This window comes from Variovorax xiamenensis (assembly GCF_050916385.1).
GTDB lineage: Bacteria > Pseudomonadota > Gammaproteobacteria > Burkholderiales > Burkholderiaceae_C > Variovorax.
Genome location: NZ_CP139038.1, coordinates 6,928,815 through 6,955,159, shown reverse-complemented (window position 1 = coordinate 6,955,159; position 26,345 = coordinate 6,928,815). Strand labels below are relative to the sequence as shown.

The 26,345-nt window shown below is 68.7% G+C and carries 23 protein-coding genes; 13 read left to right on the top strand and 10 right to left on the bottom strand.

Features of this window, described 5'->3' with window-relative positions:
• Positions 1 to 47 precede the first annotated feature (47 nt).
• Positions 48 to 1,739 (top strand): M28 family metallopeptidase, encoded by a 1,692-nt coding sequence (locus SFB74_RS32050; RefSeq protein ID WP_432728409.1) that lies wholly within the window; start codon positions 48 to 50, stop codon positions 1,737 to 1,739.
• Positions 1,740 to 1,759: 20 nt separating this feature from the next.
• On the opposite strand, the gene SFB74_RS32045 is transcribed toward SFB74_RS32050, so the two are convergent.
• Positions 1,760 to 2,257 carry an Lrp/AsnC family transcriptional regulator gene (locus SFB74_RS32045; RefSeq protein WP_432728408.1) on the bottom strand — a complete coding sequence of 166 codons (498 nt, stop codon included), beginning with the start codon at positions 2,255 to 2,257 and terminating at the stop codon, positions 1,760 to 1,762.
• A 175-nt stretch (positions 2,258 to 2,432) separates the two neighbouring features.
• Here SFB74_RS32045 and SFB74_RS32040 point away from each other — a divergent pair, with 175 nt between their 5' ends.
• From SFB74_RS32040 to SFB74_RS32020, 5 genes are all read left to right on the top strand, one after another.
• Positions 2,433 to 6,044, top strand: coding sequence for an indolepyruvate ferredoxin oxidoreductase family protein (locus SFB74_RS32040; protein WP_432728406.1), 3,612 nt, complete (start codon positions 2,433 to 2,435; stop codon positions 6,042 to 6,044).
• A gap of 288 nt (positions 6,045 to 6,332) precedes the next feature.
• Entirely contained in the window at positions 6,333 to 6,662 is a 330-nt protein-coding gene (gene yajC, locus SFB74_RS32035; RefSeq protein WP_432728404.1) for a preprotein translocase subunit YajC, read from the top strand.
• Between the two features lie 78 nt (positions 6,663 to 6,740).
• On the top strand, positions 6,741 to 8,624 hold the full coding sequence (gene secD, locus SFB74_RS32030) for a protein translocase subunit SecD (protein ID WP_432728402.1): 1,884 nt from the start codon (positions 6,741 to 6,743) through the stop codon (positions 8,622 to 8,624).
• 24 nt (positions 8,625 to 8,648) lie between these two features.
• Positions 8,649 to 9,602, top strand: coding sequence for a protein translocase subunit SecF (gene secF, locus SFB74_RS32025; RefSeq protein WP_432728401.1), 954 nt, complete (start codon positions 8,649 to 8,651; stop codon positions 9,600 to 9,602).
• Positions 9,603 to 9,767: 165 nt separating this feature from the next.
• Positions 9,768 to 12,191, top strand: a complete 2,424-nt coding sequence (locus SFB74_RS32020) for a DUF1631 family protein (RefSeq protein ID WP_432728399.1) — start codon at positions 9,768 to 9,770, stop codon at positions 12,189 to 12,191.
• A gap of 123 nt (positions 12,192 to 12,314) precedes the next feature.
• Here the strand turns inward: SFB74_RS32020 and SFB74_RS32015 are convergent, their stop codons facing one another.
• The 3 genes from SFB74_RS32015 to SFB74_RS32005 are packed head-to-tail and all read right to left on the bottom strand — an operon-like array spanning position 12,315 to position 15,265.
• The gene (locus SFB74_RS32015) at positions 12,315 to 12,833 is read right to left on the bottom strand and encodes a DUF494 family protein (protein ID WP_432728397.1); all 519 of its coding nucleotides are present in this window, start codon (positions 12,831 to 12,833) and stop codon (positions 12,315 to 12,317) included.
• Between the two features lie 34 nt (positions 12,834 to 12,867).
• Positions 12,868 to 14,013 (bottom strand): DNA-processing protein DprA, encoded by a 1,146-nt coding sequence (gene dprA / locus SFB74_RS32010; protein ID WP_432728396.1) that lies wholly within the window; start codon positions 14,011 to 14,013, stop codon positions 12,868 to 12,870.
• 34 nt (positions 14,014 to 14,047) lie between these two features.
• A complete protein-coding gene (locus tag SFB74_RS32005) occupies positions 14,048 to 15,265 on the bottom strand; it encodes a LysM peptidoglycan-binding domain-containing protein (RefSeq protein ID WP_432728395.1) in 1,218 nt (405 codons plus the stop codon).
• A gap of 158 nt (positions 15,266 to 15,423) precedes the next feature.
• On the opposite strand from SFB74_RS32005, the gene def reads away from it, so the two are divergent.
• Genes def through SFB74_RS31980 form a run of 5 tightly spaced genes read left to right on the top strand, consistent with a single transcriptional unit; the run spans position 15,424 to position 18,503 of the window.
• Complete coding sequence (def, locus tag SFB74_RS32000) at positions 15,424 to 15,942, top strand: peptide deformylase (protein ID WP_432728394.1); 519 nt, start codon at positions 15,424 to 15,426, stop codon at positions 15,940 to 15,942.
• Between the two features lie 5 nt (positions 15,943 to 15,947).
• Positions 15,948 to 16,463, top strand: a complete 516-nt coding sequence (locus tag SFB74_RS31995; RefSeq protein ID WP_432728393.1) for a hypothetical protein — start codon at positions 15,948 to 15,950, stop codon at positions 16,461 to 16,463.
• Positions 16,460 to 17,419 carry a methionyl-tRNA formyltransferase gene (fmt, locus tag SFB74_RS31990; protein WP_432728392.1) on the top strand — a complete coding sequence of 320 codons (960 nt, stop codon included), beginning with the start codon at positions 16,460 to 16,462 and terminating at the stop codon, positions 17,417 to 17,419. Before SFB74_RS31995 ends, fmt begins: the two co-directional genes overlap by 4 nt.
• A complete protein-coding gene (locus SFB74_RS31985; RefSeq protein WP_432728390.1) occupies positions 17,419 to 18,159 on the top strand; it encodes an AzlC family ABC transporter permease in 741 nt (246 codons plus the stop codon). The genes fmt and SFB74_RS31985 overlap by 1 nt, the downstream gene beginning before the upstream one ends.
• Before the next feature lie 32 nt (positions 18,160 to 18,191).
• On the top strand, positions 18,192 to 18,503 hold the full coding sequence (locus tag SFB74_RS31980; protein ID WP_432732031.1) for an AzlD domain-containing protein: 312 nt from the start codon (positions 18,192 to 18,194) through the stop codon (positions 18,501 to 18,503).
• 25 nt (positions 18,504 to 18,528) lie between these two features.
• Here SFB74_RS31980 and SFB74_RS31975 read toward each other — a convergent pair whose 3' ends face one another.
• From SFB74_RS31975 to SFB74_RS31950, 6 genes are read right to left on the bottom strand one after another with little or no spacing between them, the layout of a single operon-like run.
• Positions 18,529 to 19,503, bottom strand: coding sequence for a Bug family tripartite tricarboxylate transporter substrate binding protein (locus SFB74_RS31975; RefSeq protein WP_432728388.1), 975 nt, complete (start codon positions 19,501 to 19,503; stop codon positions 18,529 to 18,531).
• A 47-nt stretch (positions 19,504 to 19,550) separates the two neighbouring features.
• Positions 19,551 to 20,513 (bottom strand): MBL fold metallo-hydrolase, encoded by a 963-nt coding sequence (locus SFB74_RS31970; protein ID WP_432728387.1) that lies wholly within the window; start codon positions 20,511 to 20,513, stop codon positions 19,551 to 19,553.
• The gene (locus SFB74_RS31965) at positions 20,510 to 20,725 is read right to left on the bottom strand and encodes a DUF2783 domain-containing protein (protein ID WP_432728386.1); all 216 of its coding nucleotides are present in this window, start codon (positions 20,723 to 20,725) and stop codon (positions 20,510 to 20,512) included. The genes SFB74_RS31970 and SFB74_RS31965 overlap by 4 nt, the downstream gene beginning before the upstream one ends.
• The gene (locus SFB74_RS31960) at positions 20,722 to 22,374 is read right to left on the bottom strand and encodes an FAD-dependent oxidoreductase (RefSeq protein ID WP_432728385.1); all 1,653 of its coding nucleotides are present in this window, start codon (positions 22,372 to 22,374) and stop codon (positions 20,722 to 20,724) included. The genes SFB74_RS31965 and SFB74_RS31960 overlap by 4 nt, the downstream gene beginning before the upstream one ends.
• Positions 22,375 to 22,381: 7 nt before the next feature.
• Positions 22,382 to 23,503: an alpha/beta hydrolase family protein gene (locus SFB74_RS31955; RefSeq protein ID WP_432728384.1), complete on the bottom strand. Its 1,122-nt coding sequence runs from the start codon at positions 23,501 to 23,503 to the stop codon at positions 22,382 to 22,384.
• Positions 23,496 to 24,035 carry a VOC family protein gene (locus SFB74_RS31950; protein ID WP_432728383.1) on the bottom strand — a complete coding sequence of 180 codons (540 nt, stop codon included), beginning with the start codon at positions 24,033 to 24,035 and terminating at the stop codon, positions 23,496 to 23,498. The genes SFB74_RS31955 and SFB74_RS31950 overlap by 8 nt, the downstream gene beginning before the upstream one ends.
• Positions 24,036 to 24,128: 93 nt before the next feature.
• Here SFB74_RS31950 and SFB74_RS31945 point away from each other — a divergent pair, with 93 nt between their 5' ends.
• Both SFB74_RS31945 and SFB74_RS31940 read left to right on the top strand, forming a co-directional pair.
• The gene (locus SFB74_RS31945; RefSeq protein ID WP_432728382.1) at positions 24,129 to 25,037 is read left to right on the top strand and encodes a LysR family transcriptional regulator; all 909 of its coding nucleotides are present in this window, start codon (positions 24,129 to 24,131) and stop codon (positions 25,035 to 25,037) included.
• A 103-nt stretch (positions 25,038 to 25,140) separates the two neighbouring features.
• Positions 25,141 to 26,334, top strand: coding sequence for a phosphoglycerate kinase (locus SFB74_RS31940; RefSeq protein WP_432728381.1), 1,194 nt, complete (start codon positions 25,141 to 25,143; stop codon positions 26,332 to 26,334).
• Positions 26,335 to 26,345 lie beyond the last annotated feature (11 nt).

Genomic DNA, 26,345 nt, shown 5'->3' with positions numbered 1-26,345 from the left:
GTGCCCCGCTGGCTAGCATCCGGAGCTTTGCGGACCAGGAGCCTTGCATGACGACCCGGCGGCCAGCTTCCCTTTCCCTTCATCTTCTCCTCTGCGGCATCGGTCTCGCGGCGGGCACCACCGGTGCGCTGGCTGCCGATCCGCCGGGGCCGCGCTTCGATCCGCAGCGGCTCTCGCAGATCGTGAAGACGGTCTCCGGCGACGACTTCGAGGGCCGCGCGCCGGCCACGCCGGCGGAGGCGAAGACGGTCGACTACCTCGTCGCGCAGTTCAAGGCGGCCGGCCTCGCGCCGGGCGGCGATCTCGAAGGCGGCCGGCGCACGTGGACGCAGTCGGTGCCGCTGGTGAAGACCGAGTTCCGCGGCGCGCCGCAGATCACGCTGCAGGTGGGCTCGCAGCGCGACGCGCTGGCGCAGGGCGAGCAGATCGCGGTGCGCGCGGCGCTCGACGGCTCGACCGCGGTTTCGATCCAGCAGGCGCCGCTGGTCTTCGTGGGCTACGGCGTCAGCGCGCCCGAGCGGCGCTGGGACGACTACAAGGGCGTCGACCTGAAGGGCAAGATCGCCGTGGTGCTGGTGAACGACCCGGATTTCGAAACGGGCAGCGGCGACTTCGGCGGCAAGGCCATGACCTACTACGGCCGTTGGACCTACAAGTTCGAAGAGGCCGCGCGCCGCGGCGCGCTCGGCGTGCTGATCGTGCACGAGACCGCGCCGGCGGCCTACGGCTGGGCCACGGTCAAGAACTCCAACACCGCGACCATGCTCGACATCGAGCGCGAGCAGCCCGCGTCGGTGCATCCGAAGCTGGAGGGCTGGATCCAGCGCGACGTGGCGGTTGAGCTGCTGCGCCGCGCGGGCCTGGACTTCGAGGCGCAGAAGAAGCTCGCGCAGACGCGCGAGTTCCAGCCGCAGGTGCTGAAGGACGCGAGCCTGTCGGCCGAGTACGCGATCGACCGGCAGGTGATCGTCTCGAAGAACGTGGTGGGCCGCGTCGAAGGCCGCAAGCACCCGGGCGAGACGGTGATCTACAGCGCCCACTGGGACCACCTCGGCGTCGGCGCGCCCGACGCCAAGGGCGACCGCATCTACAACGGCGCCGTCGACAACGGCACCGGCCTGGCCGCGCTGGTCGAGATGGGCCGCGCCTTCGCGAGCGCGCGCCACAGGCCGGAGCGATCGGTGGTCTTCCTGGCGGTGACGGCCGAGGAGCGCGGCCTGCTCGGCTCGGAGTTCTACGGCGCCAGGCCGCTCTATCCGCTGGCGAAGACCGTGGCCGTCATCAACATGGACGCGCTCAGCCCCGAGGGCCCGGCGCGCAACTTCAGCACCTCGGGCAGCGCGGTGTCGCAGCTGCAGGACCTGCTGGTCGAGCAGGCCCGGGGCTTCGGGCTGGCCTACGCGCCCGACCCGCATCCCGAGGCCGGCTACTTCTTCCGCTCCGACCATTTCTCCTTCGCCAAGCGCGGCGTGCCCGCGCTGTCCTTCGCGTCGGGCAACGACCTGGTGGACGGCGGCCTCGCGGCCGGCGAAGCGGCGAGCAAGGCCTACACCGCCGATCGCTACCACCAGCCGGCCGACGAATGGCGCGCCGACTGGTCCTTCACCGGCATGGCGCACGACCTGCCGCTGCTCTATCGCGTGGGCGAGACGCTGGCCAACAGCCGGCGCTGGCCCGAGTGGGGGCAGTCGTCGGAATTCCGCGCGATCCGCGAGGCCAGCCGCGCCGAGCGGCGCTGATCCCTCCCCGGACCAGGACGCTAGGACCCGCGCGACCGGGCGCCGCCGCCCAGGTGCGCCAGCGGCAGCGCGCTGCTGGCCTTCACCTCGCCCAGCGAGAAGCTGGTGTGCAGATCCTTCACGTTCGGCAGGTTCATCAGGTGCTGGCGCGCGAAGGCCGAGAAGCTGTCGAGGTCCTGCGCCACCACCTGCAGCTCGAAGGTGCCGGTGCCGCTGATGTAGTGGCAGGCGATCACGTCGGGCAGCTTGCGGATCGCGTCCTCCAGCCGGCGGGTGGCCTCGTGGGTGACGCGCTCGGTGTCCACCCGCACGAAGGCGAGCACGCCCAGGCCGATCTTGTGGCGGTCGATCTCCGCGTGATAGCCCTTGATGAAGCCGGCCTCTTCCAGCGCCCGCACCCGGCGCCAGCAGGGCGCGGCCGACAGGCCCACGCGCTGCGCAAGCTCGGCATTGGTGAGGCGGCCATCTGCCTGCAGTTCTTGCAGGATTGCGAGGTCGAACTTGTCGATACTTTCCATGGATGCCGATGTTAAGCAAGATTCTTTCTGGAAGCGCGTTTTTCCAGGCAAAGAACGCAAACACCTGTCGCGGACCCCGGCATACACTTTGCGTGATGATGGGCTCGTGCCCTACCCGGGCACAGACCCAGAAACAGCCAGGCCCACGAGGCCCTGCCAAACGGAGACAGACGACATGAATGCACCGCTACCCGCGCACATTCGCAAGGCCCTAGAAACCGTCACGCTCGACGACAAATACTCCCTCGACTACGGCCGCGCATTCATGAGCGGCGTGCAGGCCCTCGTGAAGCTGCCCATGCTGCAGCGCCTGCGCGACCAGCAGGCCGGCAAGAACACCGCCGGCTTCATCAGCGGCTACCGCGGCTCCCCGCTCGGCGGCTACGACCAGGCGCTGTGGAAGGCCAGCAAGTTCCTCAAGGAACAGAACATCGTCTTCCAGCCCGGCGTGAACGAGGAGCTCGCGGCCACCGCGCTCTGGGGCACCCAGCAGCTGGGCTTCTCGCCGCAGGGCACCAACAAGTTCGACGGCGTCTTCGGCATCTGGTACGGCAAGGGCCCGGGCGTGGACCGCTGCTCCGACGTCTTCAAGCACGCCAACATGGCCGGCACCACCGAGTACGGCGGCGTGATCGCGGTGGCGGGCGACGACCACATCTCCAAGAGCTCCACCGCCGCGCACCAGAGCGACCACATCTTCAAGGCCTGCGGCACGCCGGTGTTCTTTCCGGCGAACGTGCAGGAGATCCTCGACCTGGGCATCCACGCCTTCGCGCTGAGCCGCTTCTCGGGCGTGTGGTCGGGCATGAAGACGATCCAGGAGATCGTCGAGTCGAGCGCCACGGCGATGATCGACCCCGACCGCGTCGAGATCGTCATCCCCACCGACTTCGAGATGCCGCCCGGCGGCCTGCACATCCGCTGGCCCGACCATGCGCTGGAGCAGGAAGCCCGGCTCATGCACTACAAGTGGTATGCCGCGCTGGCCTACATCCGCGCCAACCGTCTCAACCACAACGTGATCGAGGGCCCGAACGACCGCTTCGGCATCATGGCCAGCGGCAAGGCCTACAACGACACCCGCCAGGCGCTCATCGACCTGGGCCTGGACGACGCGGCCTGCCGCCAGCTCGGCATCCGCCTGCACAAGGTGGGCGTGGTGTGGCCGCTGGAGGCGCAGCTCACGCGCCAGTTCGCCACCGGCCTGCAGGAAATCCTGGTGGTCGAAGAGAAGCGCCAGGTCATCGAATACCAGCTCAAGGAAGAGCTCTACAACTGGCGCCCCGACGTGCGGCCCAACGTGGTCGGCAAGTTCGACGAGGGCGAGGTGCACGCGGCCGAGGGCTACTCGGGCGGCGAGTGGTCGATGCCCAACCCGACCTCGCACACGCTGCTGCGCGCCAACGCCGACCTGAACCCGGCGCTCATCGCCAAGGCCATCGCCACGCGCCTGAAGAAGACCGGCCTGCTGGCGGCCGCCGGCGCCGACATGGCCGCGCGCATCGACGCGCAGCTCGCCATCCTCGAGGCCAAGGAGCGCTCGATGGCGCTGCAGCAGGCCTCCACCGGCGTGGCCGACGCCACGCGCCAGCCCTGGTTCTGCTCGGGCTGCCCGCACAACACCAGCACCGTCGTGCCCGAGGGCTCGCGCGCCATGGGCGGCATCGGCTGCCACTTCATGGCGACCTGGATGGACCGCTCCACCATCGGCTTCACGCAGATGGGCGGCGAGGGCGTGCCGTGGGTGGGCCAGCAGCCCTTCACGACCGACCAGCACATCTTCGCGAACCTGGGCGACGGCACCTACTTCCACAGCGGCCTGCTCGCCATCCGCCAGAGCATCGCGGCGGGCGTGAACATCACCTACAAGATCCTCTACAACGACGCGGTCGCCATGACCGGCGGCCAGCAGGTCGGCGAGCGCCCCGAGGGCCACTCGGTGCTGCAGATTGCCGAGAGCCTGCATGCCGAGGGCGCCAAGAAGGTCGTCATCGTCACCGACGAGCCCGAGAAGTACGAGGGCGTGAGCATCCCCGGCGAGCACGTGCAGGTGAAGCACCGCGACCTGCTCGACGAGGTGCAGCGCGAGTTCCGCGCCATCCCGGGCACCACGGCCATCATCTACGACCAGACCTGCGCGACCGAGAAGCGCCGCCGCCGCAAGCGCGGCACGGCCGTCGATCCGGCCAGGCGCGTGGTCATCAACGAGCTGGTCTGCGAAGGCTGCGGCGACTGCAGCGTGCAGAGCAACTGCCTGAGCGTGGAGCCGCTGGAGACCGAGTTCGGCCGCAAGCGCACCATCAACCAGAGCAGCTGCAACAAGGACATGAGCTGCCTGAAGGGCTTCTGCCCCAGCTTCGTGACCGTCGAGGGCGGCCAGCTCAAGAAGAAGGGCAAGAACAAGGCAGGCACGCCGGCCGAGTTCGGCCTGCTGCCCGAGCCCTCGATCCCGTCGCTGGCCGGCGGCAGGGTCTGGGGCGTGGTGGTGGCGGGCGTCGGCGGCACCGGCGTCATCACCATCGGCCAGCTGCTGGGCATGGCGGCGCACATCGAGGCCAAGGGCATCGTCACGCAGGACGCGGCCGGCCTTGCGCAAAAGGGCGGCGCCACCTGGAGCCACGTGCTCATCGGCGACACGCAGGATGACATCCGCACCACGCGCGTGGGCACGGCGGCGGCCGACCTGATCCTGGCCTGCGACCCGCTGGTCACGGTGAACGCCGAGACCATGGCGCGCATGCGCGAAGGGCGCACGCACGTGGCGCTCAACAGCCACAGCTCGCCGACGGCCGCCTTCGTGCGCAACGCCAACTGGAAGAACCCGGAAGAAGCCTGCGCCGCCGAGATCGCGCGCGCCGTGGGCATCGACGGCATGGGCACCTTCGATGCCGATGCCGCCGCGACCACGCTGATGGGCGACACCATCTACGTCAACCCGATGATCCTGGGCTACGCGTGGCAGAAGGGCTGGATCCCGCTGGCGCACGAGTCGCTGATGCGCGCCATCGAGCTGAACGCCGTGGCCGTCGAGAACAACAAGGCGGCCTTCGAGTGGGGGCGCCAGGCGGCGGTGCGTCCCGAAGAGCTGCAGAAGCGTGTGCGCCCGGGGCAGGTCATCGAGTTCAAGAAGCGCGAGTCGGTCGAGAGCATCGTCGCGCGCCGCGTGGAGTTCCTGACGGGCTACCAGAACGCGGCCTACGCCGAGGAATACCGGCAGTTCGTGGGCAAGGTGCAGCAGGCCGAATCGGCCGCCGGCAAGAGCACGGCGCTGACCGAGGCTGTCGCGCGCTACCTGTTCAAGCTGATGGCCTACAAGGACGAGTACGAAGTCGCCCGCCTGCACACCGACCGGACTTTCCTCGACCGCGTCGAGGGCATGTTCGAGGGGGACTACAAGCTCAACTACCACCTGGCTCCGCCGATCATCGCGAAAAAGAACTCCAAGGGGCAGCTGCAGAAGCAGAAGTTCGGCCCGTGGATGCTGACCGGCTTCAGGTTCCTCGCGAAGCTCAAGGGCCTGCGCGGCACGGCGCTCGACGTCTTCGGCCGCACGGAAGAACGCAGGACCGAGCGCGCGCTGATCGGCGAATACCGCGCCAGCATCGAGGAAGTTATTGGCGCCCTGCGTGCCGACAACCACGCACTGGCGCTGGAGATCGCGACCCTGCCCGAGCAGATCCGCGGCTACGGCCACGTGAAGGACCGCAACCTGGTGGCCGCCCGCACCCGCTGGAGCGAGCTCATGGCCAGGTGGCGCAACCCGCAGGGGCAGCGCGCGGCCGCCTGATTGCCAGGCCGGCCGATCATGCAAAGGGCGCCCGTGGGCGCCCTTTGCTATTGAATCGATAGCGTCTCGCCGGCTTTCCGGACCGCTGGAAAGCCCTCCCCACCGCGCCGGATAAGCGCTCCGGGCGGCCATCCGCGCCGAATACAATGCCCGGTGCTGTGCGCGGCCAGGCACCGCCGCGCTTTGACTTTGCGCAGCCCGCATCCCGCGTGGCCGCGAAGCCCAAGGAACTGCGGGCAGGGCCCGCTCCCCTGCGTTTTCTTTCTCTTCCCTCTGCTGGAGACTCTCTTGTTCATTTCCTCTGCTTTCGCCCAGACCGCGCCCGCTGCAGGCGGCGGCGACATGATGTCCTCGCTCGGCAGCATGCTGCCCCTCGTGCTGATGTTCGTGGTGCTGTACTTCGTCATGATCCGGCCCCAGATGAAGCGCCAGAAGGAAGCCCGCGCCATGATCGAAGCCCTGGCCAAGGGCGACGAAGTCGCTACCGCCGGCGGCGTGCTCGGCAAGATCACCTCGCTGAACGACCAGTACCTGGGCCTCGAGATCGCCAACGGCGTCGAGATCAAGATCCAGCGCAGCGCCGTGGTGCAGGTCCTGCCCAAGGGCTCCGTCAAATAAAAGCGTGAGCTGACCTTGCGCCTTCGGGCGCGGGGCCCCAATTCACGCCGTGTTCCGTTTCAGAAAAAGCGCTTTCTCATGAACCGTTACCCGGTCTGGAAGTACGCGATCATCGTGGTCGTGCTGCTCGTGGGGCTCATCTACGCCCTTCCCAATTTCTTCGGTGAAGCGCCTGCGGTGCAGGTGTCGGCGGCGAAGTCCACCGTCAAGATCGACGCGTCGACCCAGGCTAGGGTGCAGGAGCTGCTCAAGACGGCTGGCCTCACGCCCGACCTGCTGACCCTCGAGCCCACGGCGGTGCGGGCCCGCTTCGCGACCCCCGACGACCAGATCAAGGCGCGCGACACGCTCCAGCAGGCGCTGGTGCCCGACGTCGACGACGCCTCCTACACGGTGGCGCTGAACCTTGTGTCGCGCTCGCCCTCGTGGCTGACCGCGCTGCACGCATTCCCGATGTACCTGGGCCTCGACCTGCGCGGCGGCGTCGACTTCCTGCTGCAGGTCGACATGCGCGGCGTGCTCGACAAGAAGGCCGAATCCTTCGCCGGCGACATCCGCATGGGCCTGCGCGAGAAGAAGGTGCGCGGCAGTGCCGTGAACCGCAACGGCCAGAGCGTCGAGATCACGCTGCGCGACGCCGACAGCGTCGAGATCGCCCGGCGCCTGATCCAGGACCAGATGCCCGACCTGAGCACCGTCGAGACCCAGCAGGGCAGCGAATGGCGCATCGTGGCGAGCATCAAGCCCGAGGCCGCGCGCCGCTTCCAGGACGCGGCTCTCAAGCAGAACGTGACCACGCTGCACAACCGGATCAACGAACTCGGCGTGGCCGAGCCGGTGATCCAGCAGCAGGGCATCGACCGCATCGTCGTGCAGCTGCCCGGCATGCAGGACCCGGCACAGGCCAAGCGGATCATCGGCCGCACCGCCACGCTCGAAATGCGCCTGGTGGACGAAAGCGCTGAAGGCCGCTCGGCCGAACTGAGCGGCGGCCCGGTGCCCTTCGGCTCCGAGAAATTCCTCGACCGCCAGGGCCGCCCGGTGATCGTGAAGAAGCAGGTGCTCGTCACCGGCGAGAACCTCACCGACGCGCAGCCCGGCTTCGACCAGCAGAGCAACCAGCCCAAGGTCGACCTGACCATGGACTCCAAGGGCGGCACCATCATGCGTGACGTCAGCCGCGAGAACTACAAGAAGCGCATGGCCATGCTGATCTTCGAGAAGGGCAAGGGCGAAGTGCTCACGGCTCCCTCGATCAACGGCGAACTGGGCAACCGCTTCCAGGTCTCGGGCTCGATGAGCGTGGCCGAGGCGAACGACCTCGCGCTGCTGCTGCGCGCCGGCTCGCTGGCGGCGCCCATGGAAATCATCCAGGAGCGCACCATCGGCCCGACGCAGGGTGCCGAGAACATCAAGAAGGGCTTCGACAGCGTGATGTACGGCTTCGCCGCGATCATGGTGTTCATGTGCATCTACTACGCGCTGTTCGGCCTGTTCTCGTCGATCGCGCTGGCCGTCAACCTGCTGCTGCTGGTGGCCATCCTCTCCATCCTGCAGGCCACGCTCACGCTGCCCGGCATCGCGGCCATGGCGCTGGCCATCGGCGTGGCGATCGACTCCAACGTGCTGATCAACGAGCGGGTGCGCGAGGAGCTGCGCAACGGGGCATCGCCGCAGGCGGCGATCCATGCGGGCTACGAACGCGCCTGGGGCACCATCCTGGACTCCAACGTGACCACGCTGATCGCGGGCATCGCGCTGCTGGCCTTCGGCTCGGGCCCGGTGCGCGGCTTCGCGGTGGTGCACTGCATCGGCATCGTCACCTCGATGTTCTCGGCCGTGTTCTTCTCGCGCGGCCTCGTGAACTTCTGGTACGGCCAGAAGAAGAAGCTCAAGTCGGTGTCCATCGGTACGGTGTGGCGCCCTGCGACCGACGGCACGGCCGCGGCCGAAACCAAGTAAGCGGCAGAAGAAGGACGCACAGCCATGGAATTCTTCCGCATCCACAAGACCATCCCGTTCATGCGCCACGCGCTGGTGCTGAACATCGTTTCCGTCGTCACCTTCGCGCTGGCGGTGTTCTTCCTGTTCCACCGCGGGCTGCACCTGTCGGTGGAGTTCACCGGCGGCACGGTGATGGAAGTCGCCTACAACCAGTCGGCTGACGTCGGCAAGGTCCGAGAGATCGTCGGCACGCTCGGCTACACCGAAGTGCAGGTCCAGAGCTTCGGCAAGTCGGTGCAGATCCGCCTGCCGGTGAAGAAGGGCGTGACCTCCGCCCAGCAGAGCGCCGAGGTGATGACCGCGCTGAAGGCGGCCGAACCCTCGGTGGAGCTGCGCAGCAACGAGTTCGTCGGCCCGCAGGTCGGCGACGAGCTCACCACCAACGGCCTGAAGGCGCTGGCGATGGTGGTCGTCGGCATCATGATCTACCTGGCGTTCCGCTTCGAGTGGAAGTTTGCGCTGGCTACCGTTCTGGCCAACCTGCACGACGTGGTGATCATCCTGGGCTTCTTCGCCTTCTTCCAGTGGGAGTTCTCGCTGGCGGTGCTGGCGGCGGTGCTGGCGGTGCTGGGCTACTCGGTGAACGAGTCGGTCGTGATCTTCGACCGGATCCGCGAGAACTTCCGCCGCTACCGCAAGATGTCGACCACCGAGATCATCGACAACGCGATCACCTCGACCATCAGCCGGACCATCATCACCCACGGTTCCACCCAGCTGGTGGTGCTGTCGATGTTCTTCTTCGGCGGCCCGACCCTGCACTACTTCGCCCTGGCGCTGACCATCGGCATCTGCTTCGGCATCTACTCGTCGGCCTTCGTGGCGGCGGCGATCGCCATGTGGCTGGGCGTGAAGCGCGAGGACTTGGTCAAGGGCGGCCCGGCCAAGCGCGACGGCGGCTCCGAGGACGACCCGAACGCCGGCGCCGTCGTCTGACGGATACTCCAGGGTTCGGCAACCCAGGGCACCCGCGGCGGCGACAACCGTCGCCGCGGTTCGCATGCAACGCCGGGCAATCTCCACACTTGTGCGCCAGCCCGTCCCGATGCAAGCTCCGGTTGTCGCCAACGAATCGACTACCCTGGCCCTTCCGACCTTTCAATGAGCATTGCGCGGTCCGCTTCTTCCCTGCAGCTCGCACGCGAGACGCGTGAGCGTTTCGTCTTGGCCACGGAAGGCGCCATCGCCCCGCTGGCACGCGCGATCCGGGACCGGCTGACCACGCTGGCAACCGAGGCCGGCACCGCCCGCTCCATGCAGGAGAACCGCGACGACTTCGTCGCGTTCCAGGGGCAGGCTACCCAGTGGGTCACGCTCACCCAGGCCGGCTGGCGCAAGGCGCTGGCCGCCAGCTCCGGCGGCGCGGGCACCTTGCCTTCGGCGCTGCGTCTCGAGCTGATCGGCGACGAGGTGGTGGAAAGCAACATCCTCTCCTCGCGCCTCGCGCAGCTCATCCACGACAAGGCCAGCTTCGAGCTCAGCGACCTGCGCCTGCGCATCCAGCACCTCGAGGGCACCACCGAGCTCGACTCCAAGGATGTGCTCAAGCCCGAGACGCTGGCCAAGCTGCTGGTCGAGCAATGGCTCGCGGCCGGCCTGAGCCGCACCCTCTGGACCCGCGTGCAGGACACTGTGCAGCAGGGGCTGGTCGAGGTGATCGTCAAGGCCTACGAGAGCGCCAATGCCCATCTGATCGCCAATGGCGTGATGCAGGAGATCGACCTCAAGAGCTTTGTCCGGCGCACGGGCAACGCGGGGGGCGCGGGAGGTGGCGGCAGCGGCGGATCGGGTGCCGTGCCGATGGACAGCGGCATGTCCGGCGGTCCGCACCCACAGGGCGTGCAGCGGCCCGGCTTCGGATTCGAAGGCCAGCAGCAGCAGGTGTCCGTGCCGGCCGCCCCGGCACCCACCACGACCACCGGCGGCTCGCCGTTGACGATCGCGCGGCAGCGCGCGCAGACGGCGCTGCTGAGCCTCAAGCGTTTCGTGACCGCCCGCATCGGCGGCGACCCGGGCGCTGCCGGAGGCGCATTCCAGGCCGCCGGCGCGGAAAGCCGCACCACGAGCCCGGGCAGCAGCCAGCCGGGCGGCCAGGGCGGTGGCGGCGTCAGCCCGGCGCCGCGCGCGTTCTCCAGGACTTTCGCCGGCGCCATCGCCGAAGCCGAGGCCGCCTACCGGATGGCCGCCACGCAGTACATGGAAGGCGCGGCCGAACAGGCCACGGTGATGCAGCAGACGGCCGTCGACCTGCGCCGCCGCACCGCCGAGCTCAAGAAGCGTGCGCCGACCACCGCCGACAAGGCCACGGTCGAGATCGTCGCGCTGATGTTCCAGGCCATCCTCGCCGAGGAGCGCATTCCCTTCTCGGCGCGCGTGTGGTTCGCGCGCCTGCAGATGCCGGTGCTGCGCGTGGCCATCGCCGAGCCCGAGTTCTTCGGCACCCTGCAGCACCCCGCGCGCATGCTGATCGACCGCATGGGATCGTGCGTGATGGGCTTCGACGCGGCCGCCATCAGCGGCAGCGCGCTCGAAGGCGAGATCCGCCGCGTGGTGCAGGTCATCGAGCAATACCCCGAGACCGGCCAGCGCGTGTTCAAGCTGGTGTTCGACGAATTCGTCGCCTTCCTCAACCGCTACCTGACGCAGAGCGACACCACGCAGCGCGTGATGAGCGTGGCGCAGCAGGTCGAGCAGAAGGAGACGATGGCGATCCAGTACACGATCGAGCTGCGCAAGATGTTGAACGACATGCCGGTGCGCGACGAGATCCGGGAGTTCCTCTTCAAGATCTGGGCCGAGGTGCTCGCCATCGCCGCGCTGCGCTATGGCGCGCAGGGCGAGCAGACCGTGATGCTCAAGCGCGTGGCCTCCGAGCTGGTGTGGGCCGCGAGCGCCAAGCCCAACCGCACCGACCGCGCCCGCGTGATCCAGGACCTGCCGCAACTGCTGCAGCGCCTGCGCCAGGGCATGGCGCTGCTGGGCATCGTCGACGAGCCGCAGGAAGCGCACATCAAGACCATCGGCGCCACGCTGTCGGATGCCTTCATGTCGAAGACCGAGGCGATCCCGCAGGCCAAGATCGAGGCCATGGCCGAGCGGCTGGCGCACCTGGAAGACTTCGTGAGCGACGTGGGCGGTACGGCCGACCTGCCGCTGGACGCGCACAGCATCGAACTGCTGCTGGGTGTGGACGCGGCATCGATCGAGGTCATTCCCGACACCGCCGGCGCCAAGGTGCCCGACGACATGATCGCCTGGGCGCACGAGCTGCAGGTGGGCAACTGGTTCATGCTCGACCACAACGACCGCGTGAGCCAGGTGCAGTTCGTCTGGCGCAGCGATCGCAAGCAATTGCACCTGTTCGCATCGGGGGACGGGCGCAGCTTCCTGATCCAGGCCGGGCGGCTGGCGAGCTATCTGCAGGCCGGCCTGCTGGTGCCGGCGGAAGAAGAAACGCTCACCGTGCGCGCCACGCGCGAAGCGCTGGCGAAGCTCGACGCCAATCCAGAGCGCCTGCTGAACTAGCAGACCGGGCTTCTGCTCTTTTCAAGGAACACCGAGGAACCGGCTTTGCCGGGCCTCAGGTGTTGCCCCCGGAAGGGGGTTGGCGTAGCGACACGAAGTGCGCGCAGCCTGGGGTGAGCCTGGCTAATGCGCCGTGCGGCCTTCGCGGCTCTCGCACAGTTCGTCGAGCACCAATGCATCGGGCTCGATGCCGGTGCTCCAGTGCACCATCAGCACGATGATCTTCAGCTCGTCGAGCGCGACCGGATCGCCCGGCGCGGCCATCGCGCGCTCGACGACGATCTCGCGCAGCCCGCAGGGCAGCACGTTCGACGATTCGAGAAAGCGGATGAAGCCGAGGCACTCGGCGCCGAGATGGTCCTGCTCGGCCTGCGAGTAGATGCGCATCGCGTTGCCCGATTGCGGCAGCGCCGCTTCGGGTTTGCCCCGAAGGACGACGGTGGCGCTGGCCTCGTCGTCGGCGCTGCGTTCGATCTGCAGGCCTTGCGTTGCAAGGCTCAGGCCGTCGAGCCAGTGAAGGGCTTCGCGGATCTCCTCTGCCTCGAAGCCATGGGCACTGAGCTTGCGGCCCAGTTGCTCGGGTTCGGGGCAGGCGTCGCCGCGCCAGTAGTTTTCGTAGACAAAAACAAGCACTTCGAACATGGGCTCAATATAGCCGACGTTCGTGCAACGCCAACTAGGTGGAAGCCACCCGCTGGAACAGTCCGCCGGGCAAGCGCGAGATATGTCCGTCCAGCTCGAGTTCGAGCATCTTCGCCTGCAGCGTGGCCGCGCCCCAGCCGGTGCGCGCGCTGAGGGCATCGAGGCTCGCCGGCTCGAAGCCGAGAGCCTCCAGCAGCGGGTCTTCCTGCGATGACGCCGTGCCCGAGTTGTTGGAGACGGGCGCAGCCGCGGCAGCACGCGGCGCCTGCAGGGGCGGCAACTCCTCGAGGATGTCGCTCACCGATTCCACGAGCTTCGCGCCCTGGCGAATCAATGCATGGCAGCCGCGCGATTGCGGCGAATGGATGGAGCCCGGAATCGCGAACACTTCCTTGCCCTGTTCCGACGTGAGCCGCGCGGTGATCAGCGAGCCGGACTGCAGTGCGGCCTCGACCACCAGCGTGCCGCGCGCGAGCCCGGCGATGAGGCGGTTGCGCTTCGGAAAATTCTGCGTGAGAGGCGGCGTGCCCAGCGGCAGCTCGCTCACGATCAGCCCCTGCAGCGTGATGCGGTGAGCAAGGTCGCGATGCCGCGCGGGGTAGACGCGGTCGAGCCCTGTGCCCACCACGGCCACCGTCGCGAGCCTGGGCGTATCGCCTGCTGCATCGAGCGCGCCCTGGTGCGCCGCGCCGTCCACGCCCAGCGCCAGCCCCGACACCACGGGCAGCCCCGCTTCGCCGAGCGCGCGCCCGAAGCTGCGTGCGTTGGTAGTGCCCTGCGGCGTCGGGTTGCGGCTGCCGACCACGGCGATGCTGTGGCCGAGCTGCGTGAGGTCGAAGCCTGTGGCGCCGAGCACGTAGAGCATCAGCGGCGGATCGGCCATTTCGAGCAGGGAGGCCGGGTAGCCGGCGTCGCCGAGCGTGACGACGCGGCGGGAGACCTTGTCGTCGCCTGCCTGCAGCCATTGCCAGGTCAGATCGATCTGCGCCTGCAGGCCCGTGGGAGGCTGCATCAGCGCCTCGGCCTGCGCGTGCGAGACGACCTCGCGCAGCGCGGCATCGGACTGGGTGAAGATTCGCTCGGGCAGCCCGAAGGCCGCGAGCAGGCGGCGCGCGGCCCCGTCGCCGATGCCGGGCGTCAGCGAAAGCCGCAGCCAGCCTGCGAGTTCTGCGCGTTCCAAACGAGTGTGCGAGAGGTAAGGCCGGAGTCGCGGGTCAGGGATTGACGAGGAAGTCGCCGGCGCGCGGAGTGTCGTTGATTTCGAGCACCAGCGCGTACGAAACCTTCTCGAAGGTGCGGAACACCATCAGCAGGCCGATGCGTTCGTTGGGCAGCTTGATGGTTTCCTTGCGGGCGCCGGTACGGTCGAGGATGGTCTCGCCGTTCTTCAGGATCGCCAGCACGTGGCCGTTGTCGATGCCGTCGCGCGTGCCCTTGTTGATGGCCACCACCTGGTTCTGCGCGGCGAACTGCACCGCGTTGCCGTAGACCGAGATGATGCGGCCGTCGACCTGCGTGGACGGCGCGCGCGGCACGTAGCTCAGCAGCTGGCGCGGCGGCTCGGGCAGCAGGCGGTCGCCGGCGCGCATTTCCTCGCGCGAGGCAATGATGTCGATGCTGGCGGGCACGACCGTGATGATGTCCTTGTCCTCGACCGTCTCGACGGTGGTCGACTCGCCGCGCTGCAGGCGGGCCTTGCCCAGGTACTGCGCCTCGTAGCCGAGGATTTCGCCCGTGCCCGGGTCCTTCAGCGGCGTGGCGTTGCGGAAGATGCGGAAGTTCTGCACCGGGCCCGGAACCTCGACCAGCGGCGCCTCGGCGGTGCCGCGGGCATAGGCCCGGTCGCCGCGCGACAGCAGCACGCGGCTGTCGTTGCCGGCCACGATGCGCGGCGCGGCCTCCAGCGTGCCGGCGTCCACCACGATGGGTTCGCTCAGGAAGGGCTCGATGATGCTCGGGTTGAGCGTGGGCAGGGCCATGCCGGCCAGCGAATCGAAACGGGTGCGGGGTGACAGCTTGATGGTGCCGCCGTCGCCGCTCGCGCCGCCGCGGCGGGTGGTCAGGCGGGCGCGGCCGCCGCTCTTGTCCAGGTAGAGCACCTGGCCGGGATAGATCCGGTGCGGGTTGGCGATTTCATTGATGTTCATGCCCCAGAGTTCCGGCCAGCGCCAGGGGCGCAGCAGGTAGAGGCGGGAGATGGCCCAGAGCGTGTCGCCCGACTTCACGGTGTATTCGTCGGGCGCCTTGGGCGACAGCTCGCTCAGCGGCACGCCGGCCTGGGCGGTCTGCTGGGCGGTGGCGCGCTGCTGCGGCGTGATGGGGTAGTTCTGAGCCCAGGCCGTCGTGGCGCCGCAACTGCCGATCACCGCCAGGGCTGTCAGCGTGGCAAGGAAGGAGGGGCGCCGGCGGTCGGTGAGTCTGAGCTTTTTCATGTCTGATGGGTGAGCGCGCGACGTATCGCTGCGCATACGAATCTCACAATTTGCTACGAATTCTGCGCTGAAGCCCTTGGGAGGGCAACGTTTTCGGCCTCCAGAGGCGCGTGTCGTCGCGGAATTGGCGAAAATAGCCACAACTTTCCCCCGATTTCATGGCCAAACGAAACATTCTGAGTTACCCGGACAAGCGCCTGCACACCGTGGCCAAGCCGGTGCAGGGCGTCGACGCGCGCATCAAGGCGCTGGTTGCCGACATGCTGGAAACCATGTACGACGCCAACGGCATCGGCCTTGCTGCGACGCAGATCGACGTGCACGAGCGCCTCGTCGTCATCGACGTGTCCGAGGAGCGTAACCAGCCGATCGTGCTGATCAACCCCGAGATCACCTGGGCCAGCGAGGAAAAGGTCGTGAACGAAGAGGGCTGCCTCTCGGTGCCCGGCATCTACGACGGCGTGTTGCGTTCCACCTCGGTGAAGGTGCAGGCCCTCGACGAGAACGGCGAGATGCGCACCATCGAGGCCGAAGGCCTGCTGGCCGTGTGCATCCAGCACGAACTCGACCACCTGCTGGGCAAGGTGTTCGTCGAATATCTCTCCCCCCTGAAGCGCAACCGCATCAAGAGCAAGCTGCTGAAGCAGCAGCGCGAAGAAACGCGGGAGCGGGCTTGAGCCCCATGAACGCAGGCCGCCGCTCCGCCTCCCTCGCAGCGCTGGCTCTCTTCGCGGCCGCGGGCCTCGGGCTTCTTGCCGGCTGCGCCAGCGAGCCCACCCGCATCCAGCCCGGCACCAGCGCCGCCGAAACCATGCAGCGCCTGGGCGCGCCCACCGGCCGCTACCCGCTCACGGGCGGCGGCGAGCGGCTGCAGTACTCGCGCATGCCGGCCGGCTTCGAAGTCATCGACATCGACGTCGACGCCTCCGGCAAGGTCGTCTCGGTGACGCAGGTGCTCAGCGAGGCGCGCTTCGGCCAGGACATCAAGGTCAACCAGTGGCGCCAGAACGACGTGATGGCCTTCTACGGCCGGCCCTATGAGATCACCCGCGTCAGCTCCTTCGACGGCGTCGTCTGGACCTGGCGCTACAAGGCCGTGAACGAGCGCCGCATGCTGTACATCTACATAGATCCGACCGGCGTGGTCCGGCGCTATCACACGGGGGACGATCTCGATTTCGATCGGATCCGGGATTGAGCCGCCTCAGAGTCGTTTTCGCGGGCACGCCCGAGTTCGCGCGCGTCGCGCTCGAAGCCATCGCCGCCGCCGGCCATGAGGTCGTGCTGGTGATGAGCCAGCCCGACCGCCCCGCCGGCCGCGGCATGAAGCTGCAGGCCTCGCCCGTCAAGCAATGCGCCGTCGCCAACGACTGGCCCGTGGCCCAGCCGCGCAGCCTGCGCCTGGACGGCAAGTACCCCGACGAGGCTTCGGCCGCGCGCGACACCCTGCTGGCCGCGAAGCCCGACGTGATGGTGGTCGCCGCCTACGGCCTGATCCTGCCGCAATGGGTGCTCGACCTGCCGGTGCACGGCTGCCTGAACATCCACGCGAGCCTGCTGCCGCGCTGGCGCGGGGCCGCGCCGATCCACCGCGCCATCGAGGCGGGCGACGCGCAGACCGGCATCACCATCATGCAGATGGACGCCGGCCTCGACACCGGCGACATGCTGCTGCGCGAAGCCGTCGACATCGGCCGCGACGACAACACCGCCCGCCTGCACGACCGCCTGGCCGAACTCGGCGGAAAGATGATCGTCGAGGCCTTGGCCCGCATCGGCACGCTCGAGCGCACGCCGCAGCCGGCCGAGGGCGTCACCTACGCCAGCAAGGTCGAGAAGCACGAGGCGCTGGTCGACTGGACCCAGCCCGCCGACGCCATCGTGCGCCGCGTGCTGGCCTTCGATCCGTTCCCGGGAGCCAACAGCCCGCTCGACGGCGAAACCGTCAAGCTTTGGGCGGGCCATGTGGCGACATCGGCTGAACAGGCCGCGCCGGGCACCATCCTCGCCGTGAGCGAAACGGGCGTGACCGTGGCCGCCGGGGCCGGCTCGGCCCTCGTCGTCACCGAACTGCAGCGGCCGGGCGGCAAACGCCTGGCCGTGGCCGATTTCCTGCGCGGCTTCGACCTGAAGCCCGGGCAGGCCTTCGGCTGATGTTCCTCTCGCAAAGCATCCGCAGCCGCCCCGAATTCCGTACCGGCGTGCGCGACATGTCTCCTGTGGCACTGGGCATCGGTGCCTGGGGGCTGATGACCGGCGTGGCCATGGTCAAGTCGAACATGAGCCTGGTCGAGGCGGTGGCGATGACGCTGCTGGTCTACGCGGGCAGTTCGCAGCTCGCGGCCATTCCGCTGCTCTTCGCCGGCGCGCCGGCCTGGGTGATCCTGGCCACGGGCTTCTGCGTCAACCTGCGCTTCGTGGTGTTCAGCCTGCACCTGCGTCCCTACCTCATGCACATGCCGCGTTGGCGCCGCATGCTGCACGGCTACCTCACGGCCGACATGAGCTACGCGCTCTTCACGAAGAAGTACCCGAAGCCGCCGCTGACTGTTGCCGAGCAGCAGGCGCAGGAGGCCTACCTCACGGGCAACTACTTCGTCACCTGGTGCGCCTGGATGGGCATGAGCCTGCTGGGCATCGCGCTGGCCAACTTCATTCCCCAGAGCTGGGGCCTGAGCTTCGCCGGCGTGCTGAGCCTGGTCGCCATCGTCTGCTCGATGGCGACGACGCGCCTGCGCGTGCTGGCCGCGCTGGTCGCCGGCGCGACGGCGGTGGCGGCTTATGCGCTGCCGCTGAAACTCAACATCGTGGTCGCCATCGGCGTGGCGGTGCTGCTGTGCTTCTGGCTCGAGAAGCAGCTCGGACTCGACCCTGACGCGGAGGACGACAAGTGAGCACCGCTGGCGCGACCACCGACTGGTGGACCATGGGCGTGATCGTCGGCCTGGCCCTGGTCACCGTGCTCACGCGCTGCTTCTTCTTCATCCTCGGCCGGCCCTGGGGCCTGCCCGAGTGGGCGCACCGCGCGCTGCACTACGCACCGGCCGCCGCGCTTGCGGGCGTGATCGCGCCCGAGATCGTCATGACGCAGGGCCACCTCATCACCACGCTGCACGACGCGCGCCTCTACGCGGCGGTGGTCGGCGCCGCGTACTTCTACTGGCGGCGAGGCGTGCTGGGCACGATGCTCGCGGGCATGGCGGTGTACCTGCCGCTGCACCTCGGTCTGGGCTGGTAGGCAGCGGCTGGCGGCAGCTGCAGGCTCAATCGAGCTTCACGCCCGCGGTCTTGATGATGTTGCCCCAGCGCTCGCTCTCGGTTCGCGAGAGCTTGTAGAAGTCCTGCGGCGTCCCGGGCAGCGCCTCGAAGCCGAAGTCCGCGAACAGCTTCACCACCTTCGGCGCCTTCATTGCCTTGTGCAGTTCGGCGTTGAGCCGCGCCACCGCTTCGGGCGGCATGCCGGCCGGGCCGATCAGGCCATGGAAGGCGTAGGCGTTGACGTCGCTGAAGCCGGCCTCGACGAAGGTCGGCACGTCCGGCAGGGCGCTCGCGCGCTGCGGCAGCGCGATGGCCAGCACCCGCACCTTGCCCGACTTGATGATCGGCAGGCCCGAGGCCAGGTCCAGCATCATCGTCGGCACCTGGCCGCCCATCACGTCGGTCATGGCGGGCGCCGCGCCCTTGTAGGGCACGTGCGTGATCGTCAGTCCGGCCTTCTGCTTGAAGAGCTCCATCGCCATGTGATGCGGCGAGCCGTTGCCGGGCGAGGCGTAGCTCACCTTGTCGGGGTTTGCCTTCACGTAGCGCACGAACTCCGCCACGTTCTTCGCAGGAAAGTCGGGGTGCACCACCAGCGCCACGGGAAAGCGGCCGATGGTGCCGATGTAGGTGAAGTCGCTCGCGGGCTTGTACGGCAGCTTGGCGAACATGTGCTCGTTGAAGAGCAGCGCGGCGTTCTCGGCCTGCATGATCGTGTAGCCGTCGGGCTTGGCCTGCATCATCACGCCCACGCCGATGTTGGTGGAGGCGCCCGGCCGGTTGTCGATGATGAGCGGCTGCCCCAGCGACGGCTGCATCGCCTCGGCCAGCGTGCGCGCGAGGTTGTCGGTGCCGCCGCCGGCCACGTAGGGCACGATCCATTTGATCGGCTGGGTGGGGTAGGTCGCCGGCTGGGCCGATGCGAAGGGGGAAGTGGCCAGCGCGAGGGCCGCGGCCAGCATGGAAAGGAATCGCTTCATCGTCTCTTGTCTCCGTTGCTCGTCTTGAAATCAGTCCGGCCGGCTTGCTAGCCGCGCAATGTCTGCCACAGCTCGCGGTCGCGCTCGGCGGTCCACACCACCGGGTGCTCGATGCCGCGCAGCTCGTCGTAGGCGCGCGAGACATCGAAGGGCAGCACGTGCTGGAACACGGGCCAATCGCCGAAGCGCGGCGTCATCGCCGCCTCGGTGCGCGCGAAGCAGCCCTTGAGCGTGTCGCCGGCCGCGATGCCGGCCTTCACGCTTTCCAGCAGCGTCGAGAGAAATGCCTTGGTGAGCCCGATGGCCTCGGCGCAGGCGGCCTCGTCCTGCAGCACCGCGCCGCGCCCGGGCACCAGCACGTGCGGCTTCAGCGCCGTCACCGCGTCGAGCGTGCGGGCCCAGTCGCCGATGTAGGCGTCGCCCGCGTACACGCCGCAGTGGTTCTCGACCACGTCGCCCGAGAACAGCACGCCGCTGTCGGGCAGCCATGCGACGGTGTCGCCGCTCGAATGGCCGCGGCCCAGCGCCATCAGCCGCAGCTCGCGGCCGCCGCCGAGCGGCAGCGTCATCTCGCGCTCGAAGACCGTTGTGGGGATGGTCAGGCCCGGAATTTCCTCCACGCCCGCGAAGAGGCGCGGAAAGCGGCCGACTTCCGAGTCGAAGTCGGCCTGCCCGCGCGTGCGGATCCAGTAGAGCGTACCGGCGCTCGCGACGATGTCGCGCACCTCGTCGAAGGCGCTCGCGCCCATCACGCGCACCGCGTGGTAGTGCGTGAGCACGATGGTGCGGATCGGCTTGTCGGTCACCGTGCGGATGGCCGCGAGGAAGTCGCGAGCCATGCGCGGCGTGGGACGCGTGTCGATCAGCACGACGTGCTCGTCGCCGACGACGAAGCCGCAGTTGGGATCGAAGTCGCTGATGTAGCCGTACGCGCCGGGCGCGAGCTCCTGCAGCCGGGGCTTCTGCTCGCGGGTGTCGGAGGCGGATGCGAAGGAAACGGTCGTGGTCATGGGGCCTTCTCGTTCGTCGTCGTGGGGTCTTCTTCTTCGGCCGCCGCGCGGATGCAGGCGAGCAGCACGTCCTGGTCGGCGCACTGGTTGGCCAGCAGCAATACGAGGCGCGCGTTGAGGTCGGCGCTCTGCGCTTCGGTGCGGCCCTCGTGCGCGGCGAGCAGCGCCGCGTAGAAGCCGTCGGGGTCGGGGATGCGGGGCTCGGTGATCATGGGTTGCGTTCGTTGGCGGCCAGTGCGGTGCGCACTGCGGAGGCGATGGCTTCGGGCGTGGCGTTCGCCAGCACGGCGGCGCGATAGGCGTCGGGGCGCACGAGGACGAAGCTGCCTGCATCGCCGGCGCCAAGATGGCTCGCGAACCTGTCGTCGGCCTGCAGCGTGGGCAGGCCGCTGTCGCCGCCCACGGCCAGCAGGCGCAGCGGCAGTGAAGCCATCGCATCGAGCGCCGCCCGCGCCTGCTCGCGTGTCGGCGCGCACCACAGGCCGATGCACTCGGTGCCCTCGGACAGCAGCTGCATCAGCGACGTCTCACGGCCGTCGGTCCAGCGCAGCGACAGGTTCTGCACCGAGCGCGCGCCCTCGGGCAGCAGCGGAGCGGGCGGATAGTCGTTGGCCACCGACATGCGGCCGGTGTTCACCAGCGCCCGTGCGAAGGGATGGCGCGCCGCCAGCGCCACCACGGCGCGGCGCAGCGTGTGCTCGGCGGGCGAACGCGGCGCGAGGAAGCGCGCCGAGCGGCTAGTCACCTGCAGGTTCTGCTTCGCGGCGGGTTGCCGCTCCGCGTCGTAGCTGTCGAGCAGCGCGTCGCCGGCCTTGCCCTGCGCGACGAGCGCGAGCTTCCAGCCGAGGTTGGCCGCGTCCTGGATGCCGCTGTTGCCGCCGCGCGCGCCGAAGGGGCTCACCACGTGCGCCGCGTCGCCGATGAAGAACACGCGGCCGTGGCGGAAGCTGTCGAGCAGGTGATCGCGGTAGCCGTAGGGGCCGATCCAGACGAACTCGAACTCCACGTCCGGCCCGAGCTGCTCGCGCAGCCGCGCGCCCGCCACTTCGGGCTTGCTGATGTAGGCCGTGTCGCAGTCCTCGGGCATCTGGTAGTCGATGCGCCACACGCCGTCGGCCATCAGGTGCTGCCACACGCCGCGGCCTTCGTTGAAGGGCGCGTCCACCCAGGTCCAGCGCTCGGTGGGCAGCGGCTTCCTGAAGCGCACGTCGCTGATGCACCAGCGGTCGGTGCTGCGCGAGGAGTGCGCGTCGATGCCGAGCTGCGTGCGGATCGCACTGTTGGCGCCGGTGGCGTCGATCAGCCGGTCGGCCTCGATGGTGTAGCTGCCTGCGGGCGTTTCCACTTCGAGGCGCACGCCGTCGGCCAGCTGCTCCACGCGCGTGACGCGGCTCTTCCAGCGCACGTCGGTGAGCCCGATTTCGAGGATGCGGTCGACCAGGAACCACTCGACGTAGAACTGCTGCAGGTTGATGAAGGGCGGCTGCCTAGAGACGCTGTTGGCCTGCAGGTTGAAGTTGTAGACCTCCTGCTCGCCCGAGAAGGTGCGCCCGAACGACCATGTGATGCCCTTGGCCGCGATGCGCTCGTAGATGCCAAGGCGCTCGAAGATCTCCAGGCTCTTCTGCGCGTAGCAGATGCCGCGTGAGGAGGCGCCGCGCACGCCGACGGTGTCGTCCTCGTCCAGCAGCACGGCGCGCACGCCGCGTTGCGCGAGATCGCAGGCCAGCGTGAGGCCCGAAGGGCCGGCGCCGACGATCACGATGGGGTGGCGCGCGATGGTCTTGCTGCCCAGTTCGGGCGGCGGCGTGAAGGGCCAGGCCGGCAGCTCGTAAGCCGGTGCGAAGGCGAAGTTTTCCATGGCTCTTCTACAGCGCGTGTGCGAACTCGGCGATGGCATCCGCCGCCTTGGGGATCAGCTCCGGCTGCCCCGCGAGATAGTGGTTGCCGCCGACGATGTCGACGTTGCGGATGCGCGATCCGCCCGCCGCCATCCACGCGTCGCGCGTGCTCGGGAAGGTCGACTGGTCGCCCGTGTAGGTCAGCAGCAGCTTGGGCACCGTGGTGCGTGCGAGGTTGGTCGGCCCGTCGGCCTGCGAGCGCGACGACCACTGCGACAGGAACGCCGTGAGCGAGGTGGTGCGGCCCATCGCGTTGGCCGAGTAGTTCACCTGTCGCGCGTCGCCCCACACGCTGCCGGGCAGCCGGTCGTTGGGGTCGAGCGAGAGGTCCACGCAACGTGGATCGGCGTGCGTGCGGTAGACGACGAAGGTCTGGTCGCGCGGTGCGCCCTTCGTGTCGCGCAGCAGCGCGAGGCGGTCGAGGCACCACTGCTCGATGCGGCCGAGCCGTGCCTTCTGCGCGGCGCTGAAGCGCGAGAGGAAGTCGCTGTCGTAGGGCACGTGATGGCGCGCGTCGTACATGTCGAGCTCGGGGTCGACCGAGAGCGGGTCGTGCTCGTCGGTGACGGAAGGGTCGATCCAGTCGCGCATGAGCCGTGTGCGGCCCAGGTGCGCGGCGCACAGCGCGATGCCGTCCACGGGCGGAAGGTCGCTCGCGTGCAGGTGCGTGGGGTCGCCGTCGGGCAGGTGCGTGGCGGTGAGCTTCTCGGCCTGCGCCTGGTAGAAGGCCGAGAGCGCGGCGCCGCCGGAGTTGCCGACGAGGAACACCTTCTCGTAGCCGGCCGAGCGCAGGTACTGCACGCCGGCGCCCAGGTCCTGGATGGCGCGCTCCATCAGCAGCACCGTGTCGTTGCCCACGAAGCGGGAGTTCAGGCCCATGCAGCAGATACCGCGCTCGGCCAGCGGGCCGATCAGGTAATGGCCCATGAAGTTGCTCGTGGGATGCATCACGATGGCCGCGATCTTCTTCGGGCCCTGCGGCGCGCGGAAAGCGCCGTAGATGCGCGGGCGCAGCAACTGGAGGCCCGACTGGCTCTCCATGGCCGCGCCGGGCTTCACGTCGATGACGGCGAGTTGCAGCTCAGGCATTCGACGCGCTCCTTGCCGCACGCAGTTCGGCCTTGCGCACGGTCCATGCGTCGAGGTCTGCCCTGGCACGCAGTGCGTGTTCGTCCATCTCCGATTGCGGCACGGTCGGCGTGGTCAGCTCCACGCGGATGCCGTTGGGGTCGAAGAAGTAGATCGATTCGATGATGTGGTGGTCGGTCACGCCCAGCACCTCGACGCCGGCGCCTTCGAGCCGCGCCTTGGCGGCCAGCAGGTCGGCCACCGAATCCACGCGCAGCGCGATGTGGTTCACCCACGAAGGCGTGTTGGGCGAGGGCAGCGCGGCGACGTCGTCGCCCAGGTCGAAAAAGGCGATGTACGAGCCGTCGCGCATCTGGAAGAAGATGTGAACGTAGGGGCAGTACTCGCCGGTGCTCGGCACATGGTCGCTCTTGATCACGTGGGCCAGCGGCAGGCCGAGCAGGTCTTCGTAGAAGCGGCGGGTTTCCTCGCTGTCGCGGCAGCGCCAGGCGAAGTGGTGCAGCCCGCGCACGGGCGGTGGTGGGGTCGGCATGGCTCGTATGTCTCCGGTGAGCCGGTATTGGGCGATGCCGGGTCTTATGATGCAATCGAAATTAATTCATCGATTGATGAAATAAACGTATATATGAACCTCACCCTGCGCCAGCTGCGCGCCTTCGCCGCCGTGGCCGGGACCGGCAGCTTCACCGCCGCGGCGCAGCGGCTGCACCTCACGCAGTCGGCGCTCAGCGTGCTCGTGCGCGAGCTGGAGCGCGAGATGGGCGTGCAGCTGCTCGACCGCAACACGCGCCGCGTGCAGCTGTCGGAGGCGGGGCGCGAGTTCCTGCCCTCGGTGCACCGGCTGCTGGGCGACCTGGCCGGCGCGGTGGCCGGCGTCACGGATTTGCGTGACAAGAAGAAAGGCTTGCTACGGCTTGCCGCGCCGCAGCTCATGGCCTGCACGCTGATGCCGCGCGTGATCGCGCTCTACCGCGAGCAGTACCCCGACGTGGACGTGCGCCTGGCCGACACCCTGCCCGAGCACCTGCTGGCGGGCGTTGCGGCGGGCGACGTGGAACTGGCCGTGGGGCAGGACGTGGCCGTCGACGACGCCATCGAGCGCCGTACGCTGCTGCGCGACCGGCACTGGCTGATCTGCCCGCCGGGCCATGCCTTCGCCAACCGCCGCAAGGTGCGCTGGCACGAGCTCGAGCCCTACACCTTCATCGCGCCCACGCGCGACTTCCGCCAGCGCGTGCTGCCCGAGCTGGCGCCCGCCGAGCGCGAGTACATGCTGCGCCCCGGCACGCAGGAGGTGTCGTACATGACCACCGCGCTGGGCATGGTGGCCTCGGGGCTGGGGCTCACGGTGTGCCCGACCTATTCGGCGCCGCTGGTGCGTGCGCACGGCCTGCAGATGGTGCGGCTGGAGTCGCCCGACTTCCATCGCGAGGTGTGCGTCTACAGCGCGGCGCGGCGCTCGCTGTCGCCGGCGGCCGCGAGCTTCGTCGAGGTGCTGGAAGGCTTCGCGCGCGAACAGCAGCAAAAGGGCTGAAAAGCATCGGCGCGCGGCAAGAGGCGCGTAGAGCGGCGATGGGGCCAAAACTACAATGCAGGCCGATCTCCGTCTTGTCTTCCATCTTCTCCGGATTCCCCCCATGAACGTCATTCGCTTCACCGACCTCTGCGCGCAGGGCAAGGCCGCCGGCCAGCGCGTCTTCATCCGTGCCGACCTCAACGTGCCGCAGGACGACGCCGGCAACATCACCGAAGACACGCGCATCCGCGCTTCGGTGCCCTGCATCAAGCTGGCGCTGGATGCCGGCGCTGCCGTGATGGTCACCTCGCACCTGGGCCGCCCGACCGAGGGCGAGTTCAAGCCCGAAGACTCGCTGGCTCCTGTTGCCAAGCGCCTGGGCGAGCTGCTCGGCCGTGAAGTGCCGCTGGTCTCCAACTGGGTCGACGGCGTCGACGTCAAGCCGGGCCAGGTCGTGCTGCTCGAGAACTGCCGCGTCAACAAGGGCGAGAAGAAGAACGACGAAGGCCTGGCCCGCAAGCTGGCCGCCCTCACCGACATCTACGTGAACGACGCCTTCGGCACCGCGCACCGCGCCGAGGCCACCACCTACGGCATCGCGCAGTTCGCCAAGGTGGCGGCCGCCGGCCCGCTGCTGGCGGCCGAGATCGATGCCATCACCAAGGCGCTGGCGCAGCCCAAGCGTCCGCTCGTGGCCATCGTGGCGGGCTCGAAGGTCAGCACCAAGCTGACCATCCTGAAGAGCCTGTCGGCCAACGTCGACCAGCTCATCGTGGGCGGCGGCATCGCCAACACCTTCATGCTGGCCGCCGGGCTGAAGATCGGCAAGTCGCTGGCCGAGCCCGACCTGGTCGAGCAGGCCAAGGCGGTGATCGACGCCATGCGCGCGCGCGGCGCCGACGTGCCGATCCCGGTGGACGTGGTCACGGCCAAGACCTTCGCGGCCGACGCGGCCGCCACCGTCAAGGACGCGAGCGACGTGGCCGACGACGACCTGATCCTCGACATCGGCCCCAAGACGGCCGCCCAGCTCGCCGCGCAGCTGCGCGAAGCCGGCACCATCGTCTGGAACGGCCCTGTGGGCGTGTTCGAGTTCGACGCCTTCGCGGGCGGCACCAAGGCCATCGCGCAGGCCATCGCCGAGAGCAGCGCGTTCTCGATCGCCGGCGGCGGCGACACGCTGGCGGCCATCGCCAAGTACGGCATCGAGAAGCAGGTCGGCTACATCTCGACCGGCGGCGGTGCCTTCCTGGAAGTGCTGGAGGGCAAGACCCTGCCGGCCTTCGAGATCCTGTCGAAGCGCGCTGCCGGTTGAGCGAAAGCCGG